The organism is Paenibacillus sp. LK1, from assembly GCF_002750415.1.
GTDB classification, from domain to species: Bacteria; Bacillota; Bacilli; order Paenibacillales; family Paenibacillaceae; genus Paenibacillus; species Paenibacillus taichungensis.
Map to the genome: position 1 here is coordinate 50,543 of NZ_PEII01000006.1, position 19,370 is coordinate 69,912.

General features: G+C 46.6%; 17 protein-coding genes and 1 pseudogene. 14 read left to right on the plus strand and 4 right to left on the minus strand.

The annotated features are described in order from the left end of the window. Positions 1–131: 131 nt before the first annotated feature. The 9 genes from CS562_RS14910 to CS562_RS14950 all read left to right on the plus strand — a co-directional run bounded on the left by CS562_RS14910 (position 132) and on the right by CS562_RS14950 (position 9,422). On the plus strand, positions 132–392 hold the full coding sequence (locus CS562_RS14910) for an IreB family regulatory phosphoprotein (protein WP_024633073.1): 261 nt from the start codon (positions 132–134) through the stop codon (positions 390–392). A 125-nt stretch (positions 393–517) separates the two neighbouring features. Next, positions 518–934: a Holliday junction resolvase RuvX gene (ruvX, locus tag CS562_RS14915; RefSeq protein WP_076287768.1), complete on the plus strand. Its 417-nt coding sequence runs from the start codon at positions 518–520 to the stop codon at positions 932–934. 12 nt (positions 935–946) lie between these two features. Beyond that, complete coding sequence (locus CS562_RS14920; RefSeq protein ID WP_024633075.1) at positions 947–1,246, plus strand: DUF1292 domain-containing protein; 300 nt, start codon at positions 947–949, stop codon at positions 1,244–1,246. Continuing rightward, positions 1,247–1,561: a DUF1292 domain-containing protein gene (locus tag CS562_RS14925; protein WP_024633076.1), complete on the plus strand. Its 315-nt coding sequence runs from the start codon at positions 1,247–1,249 to the stop codon at positions 1,559–1,561. Positions 1,562–1,640: 79 nt separating this feature from the next. Then, complete coding sequence (gene mltG, locus CS562_RS14930) at positions 1,641–2,681, plus strand: endolytic transglycosylase MltG (protein WP_257219492.1); 1,041 nt, start codon at positions 1,641–1,643, stop codon at positions 2,679–2,681. 15 nt (positions 2,682–2,696) lie between these two features. Then, positions 2,697–3,626 (plus strand): peptidase U32 family protein, encoded by a 930-nt coding sequence (locus CS562_RS14935; RefSeq protein ID WP_099856795.1) that lies wholly within the window; start codon positions 2,697–2,699, stop codon positions 3,624–3,626. Between the two features lie 17 nt (positions 3,627–3,643). Beyond that, the gene (locus CS562_RS14940) at positions 3,644–4,972 is read left to right on the plus strand and encodes a peptidase U32 family protein (protein ID WP_076287770.1); all 1,329 of its coding nucleotides are present in this window, start codon (positions 3,644–3,646) and stop codon (positions 4,970–4,972) included. A gap of 235 nt (positions 4,973–5,207) precedes the next feature. After that, on the plus strand, positions 5,208–7,490 hold the full coding sequence (locus CS562_RS14945) for a methyl-accepting chemotaxis protein (RefSeq protein WP_180287142.1): 2,283 nt from the start codon (positions 5,208–5,210) through the stop codon (positions 7,488–7,490). Between the two features lie 123 nt (positions 7,491–7,613). Next, complete coding sequence (locus CS562_RS14950; RefSeq protein WP_180287143.1) at positions 7,614–9,422, plus strand: peptidoglycan D,D-transpeptidase FtsI family protein; 1,809 nt, start codon at positions 7,614–7,616, stop codon at positions 9,420–9,422. On the opposite strand, the gene CS562_RS14955 is transcribed toward CS562_RS14950, so the two are convergent. After that, a complete protein-coding gene (locus CS562_RS14955) occupies positions 9,401–10,597 on the minus strand; it encodes an AI-2E family transporter (RefSeq protein ID WP_076287773.1) in 1,197 nt (398 codons plus the stop codon). The genes CS562_RS14950 and CS562_RS14955 overlap by 22 nt on opposite strands. Before the next feature lie 186 nt (positions 10,598–10,783). On the opposite strand from CS562_RS14955, the gene CS562_RS14960 reads away from it, so the two are divergent. Further along, complete coding sequence (locus CS562_RS14960; RefSeq protein WP_076287774.1) at positions 10,784–12,184, plus strand: polysaccharide deacetylase family protein; 1,401 nt, start codon at positions 10,784–10,786, stop codon at positions 12,182–12,184. A gap of 107 nt (positions 12,185–12,291) precedes the next feature. Here the strand turns inward: CS562_RS14960 and ilvD are convergent, their stop codons facing one another. From ilvD to CS562_RS14975, 3 genes and pseudogenes are all read right to left on the minus strand, one after another. Then, a complete protein-coding gene (gene ilvD, locus CS562_RS14965) occupies positions 12,292–13,977 on the minus strand; it encodes a dihydroxy-acid dehydratase (protein ID WP_099856797.1) in 1,686 nt (561 codons plus the stop codon). 317 nt (positions 13,978–14,294) lie between these two features. Then, a pseudogene (locus CS562_RS14970) lies at positions 14,295–14,543 on the minus strand (KGG domain-containing protein); the annotation flags it as partial. Positions 14,544–14,655: 112 nt separating this feature from the next. Further along, entirely contained in the window at positions 14,656–15,708 is a 1,053-nt protein-coding gene (locus CS562_RS14975) for an acyltransferase family protein (protein WP_099856799.1), read from the minus strand. A gap of 221 nt (positions 15,709–15,929) precedes the next feature. Between CS562_RS14975 and CS562_RS14980 the strand changes: the two genes are divergently transcribed. The 4 genes from CS562_RS14980 (at position 15,930) to CS562_RS14995 (ending at position 19,349) form a co-directional block, all read left to right on the plus strand. Beyond that, positions 15,930–16,895, plus strand: coding sequence for a sugar kinase (locus tag CS562_RS14980; RefSeq protein WP_099856801.1), 966 nt, complete (start codon positions 15,930–15,932; stop codon positions 16,893–16,895). Between the two features lie 86 nt (positions 16,896–16,981). Next, complete coding sequence (locus CS562_RS14985; protein ID WP_099856803.1) at positions 16,982–17,647, plus strand: bifunctional 2-keto-4-hydroxyglutarate aldolase/2-keto-3-deoxy-6-phosphogluconate aldolase; 666 nt, start codon at positions 16,982–16,984, stop codon at positions 17,645–17,647. Positions 17,648–17,734: 87 nt separating this feature from the next. Next, the gene (locus tag CS562_RS14990) at positions 17,735–18,502 is read left to right on the plus strand and encodes an alpha/beta fold hydrolase (RefSeq protein ID WP_099856805.1); all 768 of its coding nucleotides are present in this window, start codon (positions 17,735–17,737) and stop codon (positions 18,500–18,502) included. Positions 18,503–18,563: 61 nt separating this feature from the next. Next, entirely contained in the window at positions 18,564–19,349 is a 786-nt protein-coding gene (locus CS562_RS14995) for an HAD family hydrolase (protein WP_099856807.1), read from the plus strand. The last annotated feature ends 21 nt before the right edge of the window (positions 19,350–19,370 follow it).

Here is a 19,370-nt window from a genome sequence, read left to right on the forward strand (position 1 = left end):
AAAGGACAAGCAAAAAACACAATTGGCTTATCCTTTGTTTACTTGTGGCAGTCAGAATATGTTATTATATAAGCAGAAATCAATTCGGCAGGACATGGTCCCCATGTTCATGCAGGAGCGAGGTGTCATCAATGGACTCCATGGATAAGACGGTTAAATTTAATGTGAAAGCCGACGAGCAGGAAGCATCCTCCAAAGAGATTCTTCTCACGGTATATGATGCACTGGTGGATAAGGAGTATAATCCTATTAACCAGATTGTCGGGTATCTGATTTCTGGAGACCCCGCATACATCCCTCGTCACAACAATGCACGCAGTCTGGTCCGTAAAAAAGAGCGTGATGAGCTGATTGAAGAGCTTGTTCGTTCTTATCTGGCCAATCACCGGTAATGTACACCGCTTCCGCTGTGATGCAGCTATGCAGGCAGCGGGAAATGAACCGACAGAAGACAGCCTGAAGCTTGAGAAGGCGAATATTGTTCGACCTGAGCAGGCTTGAGGATGGGAGAGCATGGATGAAAATATTAGGTTTGGACTATGGGGACCGGAGAATCGGAGTTGCCGCTAGTGACGCCTTCGGTTGGACTGCCCAGGGATTGGAAGTACTTGAACGCCGCCGGGATGAAGGTGAGTTCGCTCGGATTGCGGAGCTTGTGCGTGAGCATGAGATCGGCGAGATTGTTGTCGGACTTCCCAAAAACATGAACGGCACCGTAGGGCCGCGTGGTGAAATATGCATTGCTTTTGCCGAACGCCTGCGGGGCGAACTGAATTTACCTGTTCACCTTTGGGATGAACGACTGACAACCATGGCAGCAGAACGAACGTTGCTTGAAGCGGATGTCAGTCGCAAAAAACGCAAGCAGGTTGTGGACAAAATGGCCGCAAGCTTGATTTTGCAAAATTATTTGGATGCCAATAGTAAAAGGTGAGGGGGATCAACAATGGCTGAAGATCAACTGGGTATGGAAGAAGAATCGGAGATTATTTACATTGCGGATGACGAGGGTAATGAAGAGGAATTCGAAGTCATCATGAAATTCGAAGTGGACGGTTCGGAGGCCAAGTACATGATGGTTGCTCCGGTTGAACCCGAAGATGGAGAGACGGATGTTTATGCATTCCGTTATGAAGAAGAGGGCGACGATATCAAACTTTTCGTCATCCAAGATGATGCCGAATGGGATATCGTCGAGGAGACGTTTAATACATTTCTTGCAGAAGATGAAGAGGAAGCGAACTAAATGACAGAATACAGCCGCGAAGACTTGAAATGGACAGATTCGCTGCGTCTGGCTTTTGGTGCTCACGTTGAGCTGGAAGAAGAGAACGGTAAATCGCATCCGTATGACCTGCTGGCTGAGTTTGAAGTGAAGGGCCAACAGTATGCGGTGCTCCGCAGTTCATTACGTCCTTATGACGAAGTTGAACTTTTGCGGGTTTTACCGGGAAGTGAAGGCCAGATCATGCCGGAATTAGTTACGATTGACGATGATGATGAGTGGGAGAACATCTCTGAACTGTATGATGAGTGTACACTCCCCATTGACGAAGATTGATTGATCAGCTTCAAATTGAAGAAACCGGAAGGGCGGAGAAGTCCGCTCTTTTTGGTTGTGTAAAGGAGTTGTGTCTTTTTTGAAAGGAAAAGCGATTTTAGTCTTTCTGCTTATCGTCGTGGTTGTTGCTGGAGGCGCTGGCGTATATGTCTGGAGCATGATGCGTCCCGTACAAGCATCCACAGAACCGATCGTTTTCGAGATCAAGAGCGGGTCAGGAACTTCCAAAATTGCCGACCAGTTGGAGCAGGAAGGTCTGATTCGAAGTGGTTTAGCATTTAAGGGATACCTGAAATGGAAGAAACAAGGATCGAATTTTATGGCAGGTACATATTCCTTAAATCCAGGTGTGTCATACGATGAGATTATTAATAAGTTAAGTAACGGTGAAGTTGTGCCTGAGGAAATGGTGAAATTTACGATTCCGGAGGGTTATACCGTTTTGCAAATGGCGGGTAAGCTTTCTTATGAGCATGTCGTAGATCGAGATGAATTCATCAAGCTGGCTAATGATCCTTCGGCTTTTGATGTAGATTTCGTCAAAAATATTCCAGTGGATGAAGAACTTCGCTACGTATTGGAAGGGTATCTGTTCCCGGAAACGTATGAGCTGAAAAAGGGAAGTTCCACGCATGATGTGATGCAACGGATGTTGGAAGAATTTCAGACCAAGATTAATTCCATTCCTGATTTGGAAGCCAAGCTCCAAGAGAAGAACCTTTCCCTGCATGAACTGCTGACCATTGCGTCACTAGTGGAAAAAGAAGTTGTAGTGGATGAGGAACGTGCTCTGGTTGCCGGGGTAATCTACAATCGGATTAATCAGGATATGAAGCTGGAGATTGATGCTACCGTGCAATATCTGCTCGACAAGCCGAAGGAGCGGTTGTTTTTCAAGGATCTGAAGGTACAGAGTCCCTATAATACGTATCTGAACAAAGGGTTGCCACCAGGTCCAATTGCCAGTCCAAGTCTTCCGTCCATTGAGGCAGCGCTAAATCCGGAAGCTTCGGAGTATCTGTTCTATGTGACGAAAAAGGATGGCTCGTCTGGACATCTGTTTGCCAAAACGTATAAGGAACATCAGCAAAATATAGCCAAAAGTAAGGCTGCGCAATAAGCGGAGGGGATGTATATGAGTACGAAACATGAACTGCTCGTTACGGCGGCAAATGTGAACGAGGCAGAGGTGCTGCTTCAAGCAGGAGCAGATGCTTTGTTAATTGGGGATGATCGCTTCGGCATGCGTCTTCCCGGCAGCTTCAGTGTGGAAGAAACAGCAGAGGTCGTTGCCGTTGCAGCGAAACATCAGGCTCGTGTATACGTGTCTATGAACAATCTGATGTCCAATGAGTTGTTAAAGGAATTACCTGAATATGTTCAAGCACTGGGTAAAATCGGTGTTCATGGGGTGGAGTTCAACGACCCTTCTGTGCTCGCCGCTATTAAGGAGCATGCTCCTCATATCCAGCTGCACTGGAACGCTGAGATGACATCGACCAACTATGCAACAGCCAACTACTGGGGAACCAAAGGCGCGAGTCGTGTTGTGCTTGCTCGGGAGTTGAATATGGACGAGCTGACGGAAATGGTTCCATTCCTGAAGGTAGAAGCCCAGGTTCAAGTGCATGGCATGACGAACATTTATCATTCCAAACGGAGTCTGGTGCAAAGTTATATGTCCCATCAAGGGCGTCCTGTAGATGGGCATTTGGGTAAAGAGCGTGGTTTATTTCTGATCGAGGCTGAACGTCGGGATGAGAAGTTCCCGATCTATGAAGATGTGAACGGAACTCACATTATGAGCTCCGAGGATATCTGTATTCTCGAAGATCTTCATCTGTTGATGGAGGCCGGGGTACACAGCTTTAAAATCGAAGGCATGTTAAAACCACTTGCGTATAACGAAGCTGTTGTACGTGCATACCGTATAGCTCTGGATAGTTATGCGGCTGATGCCGATGCTTATGCATTTTGTGAAGGATGGCTGGACGAGGTTCGTCAATTGCAGGACCCTGAACGGGAATTGTCGTTTGGATTTTTCTATAAAGAACAGGTGTATTAATAGACGAGGTGAACAACATGGAAACAGTGGCGGTACAGCGGAAGTTCTCGGGTAAACGTAACCGTCTGGACAAACCGGAGTTGCTTGCTCCGGCGGGCAATCTGGAAAAACTTAAATTTGCAATCCATTATGGTGCGGATGCTGTGTATATCGGTGGACAGGCATACGGATTGCGTTCCAACGCGGATAACTTTAGCTTTGAAGAAATGCGCGAGGGTGTGGAATTCGCCAAAAAATATGGAGCCAAAGTTTTCGTGGCAACCAATATTTATGCTCATAATGAAGATATCGAAGGTATTCAAGCGTATTTGCAAAACTTGTATGATGCAGGAATTGCAGCTATTATCGTAGCAGATCCAGCAATTATTGAAGTGGCTCAGCGTGCAGTACCGGGTCTGGAAGTGCATTTGAGTACACAACAATCCACTCTGAACTGGCAAGCTGTGAAGTTCTGGAAGGATGAAGGTCTTCCACGCGTCGTTCTTGGTCGTGAGACAAGCTTTGAGGAGATTGAAGAAATCAAAGCCAATGTGGATATCGAGATCGAAGCCTTTATTCATGGAGCGATGTGTTCGTCATATTCCGGACGTTGTGTGTTGTCCAACCATTTTACGGATCGTGACTCCAACCGGGGTGGCTGCTGCCAATCCTGCCGCTGGAAGTATGATCTCTTTGAAGATGCCCGGGAAGATACCGTGTGGGTCAGCGAAGAAGAAATGCAAATGCAGGCACCTGCACCATTCAAATTGGGCGAGAACCAGCTGCCCCTATTCCAGGAACAGGACAATTCTTTTTCCATGGGTTCGAAGGATCTGTGTATGATTGGGCATATTCCTGAGCTGATTGATGTTGGTGTGGATAGCTTCAAAATCGAAGGCCGCATGAAGTCGATTCACTACGTGGCTACCGTGGTTAACGTATATCGTCAGGCTATCGATTCTTATATGGCTGACCCGGAGAACTATGTATTGAAGCCTGAGTGGGTAGAGGAAATGAACAAGGCAGCGAATCGTCCACTGAATACCGGATTTTTCTATGATACACCGGATCATGAGGATCACATCTATGAACCGGAAGAAAAAGCGGTACCTTTTGACTTTGCTGGATTGGTTATGGACTATGATGCGGCTACAGGAATGGCGACCATTCAACAGCGCAATCATTTCAAACCTGGACAGGAGATCGAATTTTTCGGTCCGGGAGGCCACTTTTTCAAACAGGTGGTTGGGGAATTGCAGGATGAAGAAGGCAACGTAATCGATGCAGCCCGTCACCCGTTACAGCGTGTAAAAATGAAGGTGGATCAGCCTGTGTCCTACTTTGATATGATGAGAAAAAAGAAGTAGGTTCAAATGCCTAGTTTTTAACAAAATAATATTATGTTTTAACAATATAGTGTTATAAAATTTACAAATTCGACCTCCGTATATCGGTATATGGGGGTCTTTTTTTTATAGAAAAATAGGAAAAAAGTTGTAATAAATTTCGAAAAAACGAAAGGGGAAAGGAGAAAGCTGTCGAATACTACATATTTATAGGGGAGAGAAAGAAAAATCTAACAAGTAAATTACTGGCAGGTGAATGGGATTGGTTCAAAAGAAGCAGAAGGACAGTGGGGAAGAGTTGACAACACCCGAGAAGGTTAAGCCCGAGAAGGTTCAGAAAGTGAAGAAAGAAAAAGGTGTTAAAAGTAAGACAGGGGATGCCTTAGGCAAAAAGTCTTTTACATTGAACTCAGGTAAGCTGAAGTCGGGGTGGAACAAGACCAAAAACCAGTTGAAAAAGCAGAACTGGAAAAATGTTGGGGGAACCACGTTTACACAGATTAAGAAGGCTAATCCGGTTAAATCGGTAGGCGTTAAGCTGTTTTTGGTCTTTTTTGTAGGAATCATGTTTTTTGTTATTGGTTTAGGTCTATTATCCTATGCTAAAGCCAAAGATACGATTGAGAAGAATGCATCCCGATCAAATCAGGAAACGATTGAACAAACCAAACAAAAAATGGACATTATCCTGGAACGGTTTGTAGACACATCTACACAAATTTTCTTCGATCCGGAAATGCAGTCTTTGCTTCAAAAAATGTCTGATAAGAATTTGTCAGCATATGATACGTTTGTGAATTCAAGCTCCATCAACAAACAATTATCGAATATTGCTTTTACGAATAAATCTATGGAAGCGATTTATCTTGTGCCTACAGACGAAACAAGGTCTACCATGGGCACAGGTAGCAGCAGTTCTTCCATGGGCGACATTCGGAATGAGAGCTGGTACGACGAGCTGGTACAAGCAGGTGGATATCGCTGGCTTCCAACGGAAGTCAAAGAGGATGGCAGCACACCAACGTTCCGAATTGCCCGTTCAATGAAGAACCTGCAAGGGACAACCCAGTCCTATGTGTTAATCATTGAATTGAAATTGGAGGTTCTGGAGCAGCAATTGAAATCACTTGACTTGGGTGAAGGCGCAGTCCTCCAGCTCATTGCTCCAGACAACAAGGTAGTAGCTTCAACGATTGCTGATCGTACAGGGAAAGATACAGATTTGGCATTTATAAAAGAGTTGAAAGAAAAATCCGGCAGCACAAATACGGAGTATACGGTGGATGGAAATTCAACCAATATGCTGGCTTCATACAGCACCATGGATACATCCGATTGGAAACTGATTGGGATGGTTCCAACTTCGATCCTGGTGAAAGATGCCAAGGGTATTCTTACACTGACTTTGTGGATGGCATTGATTGATGCCGTTATTGCGATACTGATCGGTATTTGGATGGTTCGTATGATTGCCCGCCCAATGGGCAAATTGAAAGATCTGATGCAAGAAGGTGCAAAAGGGAACCTCAAGGTGCGTACACCTTATAGCTCCCAGGATGAAATTGGCCAATTATCGGCTGCATTCAATCTGATGATGGAGCAAATTACGAAACTCGTGGAGCAAACCAACCGATCTGCACAGGAAGTATTGGATACTGCTTCTGAGCTAAGCAGTGCATCCAAGAAAACTGCAGTCTCTGCTTCAGAGATTGCCGTTGCCACTGAAGAAATTGCAGGTGGAGCAAGCAGTTTGGCAACAGAAGCGGAGCGTGGAAACGAATTGACCGACAATATCTCCCGTCAGATGGAGAGTGTGGTCGCCGCAAATGAACAAATGGGTGATTCAGCCCGCCATGTAGAGAAATCCAGTCAGACAGGTACACAGCATCTGAACCAGTTGATGACCAAAACACAGAAGACAGAAGAAATGATTGGTGCGTTGGTAAACAAAGTGGATTCCTTGAAAGAGAGCACATCCTCTGTTCTGAAGGTGCTTGACGTCATGCAGAATATTACCAAACAAACGAACATTCTCTCCTTGAATGCAACAATTGAAGCCGCTCGTGCTGGTACAGCTGGACGCGGGTTCATGGTGGTAGCAAATGAGGTTCGTCAGTTGGCTGAACAATCCAGACAGTCCATTGATATGGTCGGCGACATTACAGACAAGATTATGACCGAAATGAATGAGACGGTAGATCAACTGTCTGCAGCTTATCCATTATTTAAGGAACAGATGGATGCCGTAAAAGATACCAATGTAATATTTGCTTCAGTACAGCAACAAATGGGTGCTTTTGTTGAGAGTCTGAGCATGGTCACCGGCTCAATCGGAGATTTGAATCAATCTCAAGGTACGTTGTCCGAAGCGATGAGTAATGTCAGCGCAGTAGCTGAACAATCTTCTGCAACGTCCCAGGAAGTTGCCTCCTTGAGCAGTGAACAACAAAATATCAGCAACCAACTGGTGAATTTGTCAGCAAAACTAGAGAATGTATCGACAGAATTGAAAGATACATTGTCTCGCTTTACAGTCTAATTTGAACCTGTTTGCTTCATTTGAGAAGCCTGTCCTTAATAAGGGACAGGTTTTCTTGTTGTTGCCGAATAATTCCATTCCGAATAAAGAATACTATGCCAAAACGCTGAACGGGGTGTCCTGATGCATGTACAACTGAAGCGGCGCATTTATATTACATGTATTCTTCTTACGGGTTTGTTTATTTTGCTTATGATTCGTTTGGCTTGGGTTCAGGGCATTCAAATCAACCGCACGATGCCAGGATTTCAACGTACCGTTCGTGAAATGTCTGTATTGCAGCGAGAGCGTGGAGTGGTTCTGGATACGGGACGAGGACAGTTTACCGATTATAAGGGGCAGCCCCTAACAGGCAAGCTGGAATGGGGGTTGGTCCTTTTTCCGCATTCAGATCAAACAAGTCATGCATATCTATCCACAATGGTAAATTCGGAAGTTAAGGAATTGGCGGCTCTCTTACATACTGATGTGAAGTCGTTACAAAAGGAATGGAGTCAAGGGAACGCACCCCATTTCTGGACAGCAGGTGCCAACCAGCCGAGTACGTTGACCGATTCTCAGGTTGCCCGACTACGTGAATTGAAGGCAGACGGAGCGAGTGTGTATCCTCTCATGACACGTTATGGACAAGCAGCTACGGGCATGCAATGGTTGGGTTATCTTGCTGAACAGCCTGGGTTCTCGAATGTGCAGTCGGGTCACAAAAATGAGGTGAAGCAGCCTTTTGCCATGAAATCTGGAGCAGCTGGGTTGGAAAGAACAATGGAGCCTTTATTGATGGGCATTGGGCCTACCCTGTTAACACGCATGGTTACAGGTTCAGGAGAAGTTATTCCGGATATCCAGCCACGCGTGATTGCCCCCTCCAATACACACTATCCATTGCATGCAGAGACGACGATCAATATCGATGTGCAGCAAGGGATAGAGCAGATTGTGAAGAAGTCCGGAATGAAGGAAGGAGCTATCGTTGTGCTGGATGCAGCCAATGCAGACGTACGTGCAATGGTTTCGGCGCCGTTCTATGAACCGCAGCATGTGGACCCCAAACAAACGGCTTGGTCAAATCGTGCCGTGCAGGGGGCTGTACCGGGTTCCATATTCAAAATCGTTACAGCAGCGGCAGCGTTGGAATATCACGCTGTATCCAAAGGGGAGACTTTCCATTGTGGTGGTGAGTGGGGGAAATATGGTCTGTCATGCTGGAAGGAGCATGGACATGGTACATTGAATCTAGAGCAGGGATTTGCCGAATCCTGCAATATTGTTTTTGCTGAAACTGCTCGTCGGTTAAGTATGGAGCAGTTGGAACGTACGGCGGATGCTTTGGGATTGGCGCGTCCAGTTGGCTGGGAGGGGAAGCAGGTCGCAGGTATGTCGGTACTGCATCATTTTGATCACGAGGAAGCAGGAAGAGTGAGACTGCCATCCGTGTCTCCTCAGGATGAAGGAGCCAAGGTACAGACGGCTATCGGTCAGCGGGACGTTCTGGTGACTCCATTACAAGCGGCCAATCTGATCGTTACACTCTTGCATGATGGCAAGGTGAGTGCTCCACGCCTTGTTCAGCGTATCCGATATGCTGATGGCGATACGATGCTGGATATGCCGATACATGATTCACCATCTTCAGCAGGACGGATCTCTCCAGCTACAGCGCATCAGCTGTTATCTTGGATGAAGAAGGTCGTTAGTGACGGAACGGGAAAATCCCTGCAACATGCACGGTGGCAGGTGGCAGGGAAGTCAGGCACAGCACAGGTACAGCAGCGCGGAGAGAAACGTAACCATCAATGGTTTATCGGGTATGGGCCTACGGAACATCCTAAATATGCTGTAGCTGTCCTTGTCCAAAACGTTGCTCCAAGCAGCCGTCATCAAGCAACGGCGATGTTCAGAAAAGTGATGGACTATTTAGCTGAATCCTCATAATTACCGGGAGGAGCAGGTTCTTGCACCGAAGGCTCAGCATTCATACCAGAGGTGGTGCTACCCGGTGTGTCCATCACTAATGGGGAAGATTCGAATTCATCCTTCGGCAAGTGAATCCATTGCTGGAGATATCCTTGTTGCAGTAGTTCTTTGAGCAGAATCAGCAGCACCGGAGACAATACCACACCGGCTAGGCCAAAGACGGAGAGCGAGATCAGCATAAAAGAAAGCATCAAGTAAGCGGAAGAGACTCCGATTGAATTACCCGATATTTTGGGCTCCAGCAATTGGCGTGTCAGCATGGTTACAGCAAGAACTACAATTAGGCCAATCGCAAGGCTGCTATTCCCCACAATGAACAAATACACAATCCACGGAATGAATATAACTGGAACACCCAGTAAAGGTACAAGGTCAAAAACGGCGCAGATGGCTGCGATGGTGAAGGCATTGGCAGTTCCCAGAATTAACAAGCCTGCATAAATCAATACAAAAGTAATCAGCATCATAATCATCTGGGCCTTCAAATACGAACGGATCGTCTTGAATACATGATTACGCATAAAATCAATAGCCAGCTTCAACGTTTTTGGCGTTTTGGCCCGGGCAAATTTCCGCCAGGATTCAATTTCAATGCTGAGAAAGAACGCGAGAATAATGGCAATCCCGAAATTAGTAATAAAGGAAGAAAATGAACTGAGAAAACCGATGACGAATTGCGCACCGCTGGTTACCCATTTGGAGAGGAATCCGGTCAGTGTAGCAAAATAGTCATTAACCTTATCGGTTATTCCGTCAGGTAAGGCATCAGACTTGTCCTGGATGAAATAAACCAGATTGGTGAATTCACGCTGAATCATCTCGATATAATAAGGGAAATTATCTTGCAAATTAGAAATTTGGGATACGATAATTAATCCCAATCCAAAAAAGGCAGCAACAATAACTGCAAGAAACAATAACACTGAAATGGCGGCACCCAAGGTTTTGGGCAATCCTTTGCGATGCAGAAATCTTGCCAGAGGTTCGATCATCCAATACACTATAAATGAAAGAAAAACTGGCGCAGCCAATTGATATAATCGACTGAAACCGTACATGATAAAGTACACGGTTAATACGAGCAGCGCAATGTCAAAGACGGTGCGCCCGTATTTTTTGTAAAGCGGCAGCATGGGCAGGGCTCCTTTATACGTCATTAAGGTAAAAATTAGGATGCATTTATTGTACACGATAGCTATCTTTTTGGGAAAAGAGGATTCAAGAAAAGGCTGAATTATGATAAAATTAAAGGCGGTTTATTTTGGTTAGTGCTATATTATGGCACGGTAATTCAGCAAGAGAAGCGGGGAGTTTGTAGCATGACAAATTTACTTCAGAGCATATTACTGTGGTTATTGTACATTTCATCGTTTTACGCCTTTATTCCGAGTTTAGTTAGCAGACTTTTCGGTTTTCGTGTGTTCAGGCGCGGGAGAAGTGAGACGGAGTTTTCCTTAACATTTGATGATGGGCCGGACCCGGAATACACACCCAGATTGCTTGATTTACTTCGTCAGTATGAAGCAAAGGCAACGTTTTTTGTAGTCGGCGAGCATGCAGCCCGTCATCCCGAGCTTATTCAGCGTATACATGAGGAAGGTCATCTTCTCGGAATTCATAATTATATTCATAAAACGAATTGGTTGATGCGGCCGCGTACGGTTCGAGATCAAATTCAACGAACAGGTCAGATTATTCAAGGGGTAACGGGGGTAAAAACTTGTTATTATCGTCCACCATGGGGCATTATGAATCTGTTTGATTTCTTCAGTAAAAAAGATCGCCGTATTATTCTGTGGTCGTCCATGTTTGAGGACTGGAGAAGCAGTGTGGGCGTTGAGAAATTGACGGAACGGATGTTGAAGGAGCTAAGGGGCGGAGAGGTCATGTTACTGCATGATCGAGGGACTACTCTAGGCGCTGATGCACACGCGCCGGAGCAGATGCTTCAGGCGCTCGAAGTCGTATTGCAGGAAGCAAACAGGCAGCATTTGCACAGTGTACGCATCGATACGTTGATGGGAGGCGTTACGGTGAGCGAATCTAAAAGTACAGGTCAACCACAAACACATTTATCACCTTGGAAACGTATGGTTGTGGCGTTATGGCTAGGCTGGGAGAAGTTGTTTCATTGGGTATATCATTTGCATACAGCATCGCCAGAGGACCCATTGTTACACTACCGCTCCCGCGTATATCATGGAGCATTGGTTGAAATGAATGACGGTCATGTGATTCGTAACGGAGATCCGGTTATAGAACTTCATTTTGATAATAAAAAGCTTTTCGATCTAGGTATGACTTCACGCTCAAGTATGCATCTGGCCATTCGCATGATTCGGGCCATGGAACAGCAGCTTCCTGATTTGGCCCGGCAGGTCGCACTTGAACCTGAACTTCGTTCAGCCAAGGCTCTATACGGTGTGAGTATGATTAACCGGGGACCGGAGAAATTTGGGTTTACGGTTCGGGAGTTAGCTCCTGGTCCGTTCAGTTCTGCATCCAAAGTATATCTGAAACTTCTGCTAAGCGTCATTCATCCGGCTGGAACGAAACGTCTGAAGCAGCGATCCGAACAATTGGTTCCCAAAATGATTGCCATGCCGCTTGATGTACTGCTGGATCGATATGGTCAGCACGCAATGGTAGCAGCGACAGTGGAACAGTCCTCAGAGGAATTGTTGGTTCCTGAACAGGATTTTGTACCTGAACGAAACTGAATGCGAAATAAATAAAGAAAAGGGTTGCCCTTCGCCGAAGTCGGCTGAAGAGCAACCCTTTATTTATGTTTCCGATATAGAAATTCACCGGATATCTCATACTTGAATTAGATACTCAGTACGCCGCCGTTGCTTGCATTCGTTACCAGTTTGGAATAACGAGCGAGGTAACCGGTTTTTACTTTCGGCTCAAAGCCTTTCCAACCTGCGCGACGACGTTCGAATTCTTCGTCACTGATATGCAATTCAATGATGCGGTTGTTCAGATCAAGTTCAATGATGTCTCCTTCTTCAACAAAAGCGATTGGACCGCCTTCAGCAGCTTCCGGAGAGATATGTCCGATACTGATTCCGCGGGATGCCCCAGAGAAGCGTCCGTCGGTGATCAGACCTACTTTGGCACCAAGGCCCATACCTACGATCTGAGAAGTAGGAGCGAGCATCTCAGGCATACCTGGTCCGCCTTTTGGTCCTTCATAACGGATAACAACAACATGTCCTTCTTTTACTTTGCCGTTCGCAATACCTTCCAGCGCTTGTTCCTGGGAGTCGAAGCAAATAGCAGGACCTTTGTGATATCCGCCAACCGAAGCGTCAACAGCACCAACCTTGATGATGGCACCTTGAGGTGCAAGGTTACCAAACAATACAGCCAAGCCGCCTTTTTCGGAATGCGGGTTATCCAGGTGATGGATGACATTTGTATCTTGGATTTCCTGACCTCCAACGTTCTCACGGATCGTTTTACCTGTTACTGTGATACAGTCGCCATGAATTGCACCTGGTTTCTTGAGCAATTCGTTCAGAACTGCACTTACGCCACCCGCATTGTGAACATCTTCGATGTGAAGATCGGAAGCAGGTGCCAATTTGGCCAAGTGAGGAACGCGGTTAGCAACTTCATTGATTCGCTCGATTGGATAATCGATGCCTGCTTCATGAGCCAGTGCCAATGTATGAAGTACCGTATTCGTGGAACCACCCATAGCCATATCCAGTGCAAAAGCATTGTCGATGGCTTCTACAGTAACGATATCGCGTGGTTTCAGATCCATTTTGATGAGTTCCATCAGTTGTTTAGCAGATTGTTTAACAAACTCACGACGCTCAGGAGCAACAGCCAGGATGGTTCCGTTACCTGGCATAGCCAGTCCCATCGCTTCAGCCAGACAGTTCATGGAGTTCGCGGTAAACATACCGGAGCATGATCCACATGTTGGACAGCCGAACTGTTCAAGTTCAAGCAAGCTCTTGTCATCGATTTTACCAGCTTGATAAGCACCTACGCCTTCAAATACGGAAGTCAGGGACAGAGCTTTACCGTTGCTGTCACGACCTGCCTTCATTGGACCGCCGCTGACAAACACAGTAGGGATATTACAGCGGAGTGCGCCCATCATCATGCCTGGTGTGATTTTGTCACAGTTCGGGATACATACCATGCCGTCGAACCAGTGTGCAGATACAACGGTTTCCACGGAATCCGCGATAATGTCACGGCTTGGCAGCGAGTAACGCATACCAATGTGTCCCATGGCGATTCCGTCGTCAACTCCGATGGTGTTGAATTCGAATGGAACGCCACCGGCTTCACGAATAGCTTCCTTTACAATTTTACCGAATTCCTGCAGGTGGACATGGCCGGGCACGATATCGATGTAAGAGTTACAAACGGCAATAAATGGTTTGCCAAAGTCCTCTTCTTTAACGCCCGCTGCGCGGAGCAAACTGCGGTGCGGTGCACGGTCAAAACCTTTTTTGATCATATCGGAACGCATCTTCTTGGCTGACATGGTGTATTTCCCCCCAAATTTATAATATTGAGCAACATGAATGGAAATATAAATGGCAGTGCATCTGTCGTTTAATTTCATCCGTACTCTAAAAAAATAGACCAGTGATACTGGTTTCGAGCTTCCCGTAGTTTGTGAAGTTCTTTGCTGCTTTAAACCCGTGAACAACCCGGTTTTTCTATAGAGTCTATCACAACCGTCGTCATATTTCTACAATTCAATAGAAAGAAGCTTCAATCCATTAGTGGAATGAAGCTTTCTTGATTTTGATGCACTGCCTCAAGTGATCTTTCACCGCTACCCATGGGGATTGGCTAACTACTCCCGCCTTTGCGGCCAATCTCCCGATAGAATTCTTTATTGTGAGTGTCGGAAGTTGCTTCTCCACCCTTACGTCCAATTTCCTTATAGAACTGAGAATCGTGCGCATCTGAAGTCGCTTCTCCACCTTTTTTACCTATCATTTGGTAGAAGCTCCGATCATGTTTTTTGGATGTGGCCTTGCCACCTAATCTACCCGCTTCCTCGCGACTCATTTTGTGTTCAGACGTCTGTGGACGTGCCATTACAAATCACTCCTTATATCATAAGTAGATTGTTGTAGCGCGTATTCCTACTTACCACATAATTTCCAGCCTGAAACAAGTCGATGTTGATGAAAAGGAGCAGGATTACAGTTCATCTAAACCAGGATGCTGAACGTTTTAATACCCCCTGACGATTGAAGTGAAAGCGGGCAATATCGGGCTCAACGAGTGGTCGAAAGGCATGACGGACGGCTGGGTGGGCCAGCGTTATAGCGAACAATAACGCAATGGAGACAATTACCGGAATGTACAAGCTGGTCTCCATATAGTTGTAAACCCCGGACCAGACCGCCAAGCGAACGAGAAATCCATGTAAAAGGAATACATACAGAGTGCGTCGTCCCAAATCAGTCAATCTGGATGTGAATGAAGGGACCCATGCGAGAAATAATGCTCCTGATCCAATTTCAAGTGCATAGATTCCAAGTCGGTAAATTCCTGCAAACCACTCATGATGTCCAAGCTCTGCGTATGTCATGCTTCCCAGTAACCAGCCTGGTGAAATGTTGAGCCCTCCAAGTCCAATCCAACCAAGAAGAGCAGCAGATAACGTAGCTGCAATTCTTCGGCCCCAGCCGGATCGCAAATGGGAGCGGATGGACGCTCCGTAGTCATACCCGATAACAAAGAAAGGAAGAAATACAAACGTTCGGCTGAAGCTCAGCCAGAAACCGTCAATGGGCAAATATCCGGCACATACTCCCAGCATCACGGCACCGAGTAATCTATAGATTGGTTTCCAGGAGAGTGTAATACGAAGCAACAGCCGCCAGCAGAAATGACTTGCCAGAAACCAGAGCAATAGATAAGGTGCAAAGAAAGACAACCGCATATGAGGTGTGTGGAATACGGTGTAATCCATTACTGCATATAGAGACTGAAACAGCAGGTACTGTAATGCAATTTGCTTAAGCACATTGCGGCCAGAAGTACCTTTGAGTGAATGTCTGGCAAAGTAGCCAGTTACCCATACAAATAGCGGCATGTGAAACGTATATATCCACAGAAACATAGCCTCTGCTCCTGCAAAACGTGTAATGATTGGTTCAAGAGCATTGCCCGCTAGTACACAGACAATGAGCATAAAGCGTAAGTTGTAAAAAAAGGAATCCTGATCGTCGTGAATGATGGTCGGTTTGTTCATGTTGTAGCCCCCTTGATAACCCTTGGCGATTGCAATCTGGTACTGTAATAAGGGTAATATGGATGTGTAACATTAATTGTGATATATTTCACATGAGAAAGCGCTATCCTTTCTCAAAGCTGTGACAACAAAATGAACGCTCCGGGATTGACAACGGTTGCATAGAGGCTGACAATGGGGAAAGAAGATGAGAAATTGTAAATATAAGGAGGGGAGAATTCATGTCGACGAATACCCGCCCTAGCCCGGAAATTGTTACGTTTGGCGAAAGCATGGGTTTGCTGACAGCAAAGGATACAAGAGGTCTCGAATATGCAGCGACATTAGACAAATCATTTGGGGGCGCGGAGAGTAATCTGGCGATTGGTGTATCCCGACTAGGGCATACCAGCGGCTGGTTTGGCCGCTTGGGTAATGATCCGATCGGTAACATGATCTTGAAGGCTATTCGTGGTGAAGGTGTAGATGTATCCAGAGCAAGGATGAGCGACAAAGAGCCTACGGGTTTGATGATTCGTGAGAACGCTTCCGGGAAAGCCTCGGTGCACTATTATAGGAAGCTATCCGCTGCAAGTGCGATTACCCCTGAAGATCTGGACACGGATTATATCGCGGGTGCGCAAATCCTTCACGTTACAGGCATCACCGCAGCAATAAGCGCGTCGGGACTTGCTACTGTTGAAGCTGCTATACATATAGCCAAACAGGCTGGTGTGAAAGTGAGTTTTGATCCTAATCTGCGTCTTAAACTGTGGTCAGCTGAAGGGGCTCGTCCCGTACTGCTTCGTCTGGCTGAGCAAGCGGATTATTTCTTGCCGGGTCTGGATGAGATGAAACTTCTGTATAACGAAGAAGATGATCAAAAAGTACTTGAGCGGTTGTCAGCCATGAATGCAGTCTGTATCGTGAAGGGCGGCCCTGATTTGACCTACGTATTGGTGAATGGTACCCTAACGGAAGTTCCGTACTTCAAGGCAGATCATGTCTTGGATACGGTTGGGGCAGGAGATGGATTCTGTGCGGGCTTTTTGTCCGGCCTTATCAAAGGATATTCTCCGCAGGAGGCGACCCGTCTCGGGAATTTGACCGGTTCCATGGTAATACAGGCTGTTGGCGATTGGGAGGCGCTCCCGACGTGGGAGCAGGTCGAGGCCAAGCTGAACAATGTAGCTCATGTTGAGCGCTAGTCGCTGCTGATATCATATAGGTCTCATCTTCGTTCTTTAATGTAAGGCTTGTAATAGACAACCACATTGACAAGGGAGAGAATGAAATGAAGAAGCTTCAGCTGCTACAAAAAATAACGGACAGTGGGGTTGTTGCGGTTCTGCGTGCAGATTCTGCTGATCAGGTTATCGCCATGGCCGAACAAGCCATCGCGGGTGGCATCAAGATTATCGAGATTACGATGACTGTGCCTAGTGCCCTCAAAGCCATCGAGAAATTAAGCCGTGTATACCATTGGAACACACAAGATCCAGAGAAATTTGCCATTATTGGAGCTGGAACGGTGCTTGAACCCCAGACAGCGCGTGCCGCGATTATGTCAGGGGCCGAGTTTGTTGTGGGTCCTTCCCTGAACCCGGACACTGTGAAAATCTGCAACCTGTACCGGATTCCGATTCTTCCAGGGGTGATGACCATTGCGGATGTACAACGTGCATTGGAACTTGGCGTGGATATTGTGAAGTTGTTCCCGGGTAATCTCTACGATCCGTCGATTATCAAAACGATGAAGGGACCTATGCCACAAGCGAATTTTATGCCGACCGGTGGGGTGTCCTTGTCCAATCTAGGTGACTGGATTAAGGGAGGCGCTGTTGCTGTAGGTATTGGCTCGGACCTTACATCGGAAGCAGTGAAGACGGGGGACTTGAGTCATGTTCGCCGCAAAGCGGAACAATATATGGATGCATACCGCAAGGCCAAGGCTGAATAGCGATGAATGATGTAGAAGGGGAGCCTCAGGAATGAAGGCTCCCGTTCTGCAAGCCGCGGCACCTGCGGAAGTGCAGAAAGGTGATGAATGTTGAGAAACCGATATAATACAGGGCGCAAGAAGAGGGGCATCGGGAAATTCCTGCTCGTTCTTCTGGCGCTCATTGTCATTGGGTGTGGGTTTGTGGCCTGGAAGCTGTTTACGCCTTATGGACCACAAGAGATGGCTCAGACAGCCATGGAAACTGCAAATCAGGTGACTGTAACTGAAAAAGACAACTGGATTGATTTTGTGCCGGACAAATCTGTTGGGGTGAGTGTTATTTTTTATCCAGGTGGACTGGTTAAACCGGAAAGTTATGCACCTCTTGCCCATGAGCTTGCGGCAGCAGGACATCATACTATTATTGCGAAAATGCCGGTTAATCTGGCGGTACTCAAGCAGAATCTCGCAGATGATATTATTACAGCCTATCCGGATGAACAATTTGTTATGGGAGGGCATTCTCTTGGTGGATCGATGGCGGCACGTTATGCGGCTTCCCATCCAGATGCACTTCAGGGCATCTTTTTCCTCGCATCTTATCCGGATGAAAAAGGCAGTGTGAAGTCACTGGGGATACCCGCGTTATCCATACTGGGTACTAATGATGAAGTGGTGAATGCCACAAAGTATCAGAATGGTCGGGCATATTTGCCAGAAGATACGGTGTATTACACTATCGAAGGTGGTAACCATTCGCAGTTTGGTGACTATGGCCACCAGAGCGGTGACGGTGAAGCTGGGGTAAGTGAAGAGGAGCAGCTGTCCCAAACGGTTAAAACGACTGTAGGTTGGCTGGATACAGTCAAGTAGGCTGCAAGTTCAACGGTGAAAGGGACTAATCCATAGCAGACGGAAACTGGAGGTGATACGTATGTCCATGCTGCAAATCCATGGTAAGCAAGTTACCTGCCGAGGCATTCTTTTTGATAAGGATGGAACGCTGCTGGATTTCTTACAGCTATGGGGACCGTGGGCGGAGTCTTTGCTGAATCAGTTGGAATTACAACTGTCAGAGCTTGGTGCCTCGTTCACGGTAGAGCGTGAGCAAGTTCTCGGTACGGTCCGCAATCGCGAAGGTCAGCTGATCGGATATGATCTTCAAGGGCCTTTAGCTATTGCCACGGTGGACGAGAGCAACGGTTTGCTTGCTGGGCAGTTGTATGCCGCAGGCATGCCGTGGAACGAAGCAATCACTACGATTCGCCATTTTTCCAGTGTCGCCATGGATGAGGTACGGCAGAGAAAAATGGCTGAATCGCTGCCAGGATTAAATGCATTTTTGCAGAGCTGCCAGGAAGCATCGATTCCGATGGCAGTGGTCACTTCGGACAGCACAGCTGCTGCCGAGGAACATCTAGAGTGGATGGGCATCCGGTCATATTTTACATCGATTGTTGGCAGTGACCGGGTGACTCGGGGCAAACCGGATGGAGAGGCAGCGGTTCTCGCTTGCCGGGAATTACATATTCTTCCTGAAGAGGCTGTTGTGATCGGTGACAGCAATGGAGATATGCAGATGGGACGTAACGCAGGAATGTCCTGTAGGATTGGCTTCTGTCCAGAAGTCGAGGGAAGCCACTATTTATATGACGCCGATGTCATTATCCAAAATTATGATGAGTTAAAAATCATCTCTGAACGTTCCTCACAGGGGTGATCTCGTAAAGGAGGAGAGAGG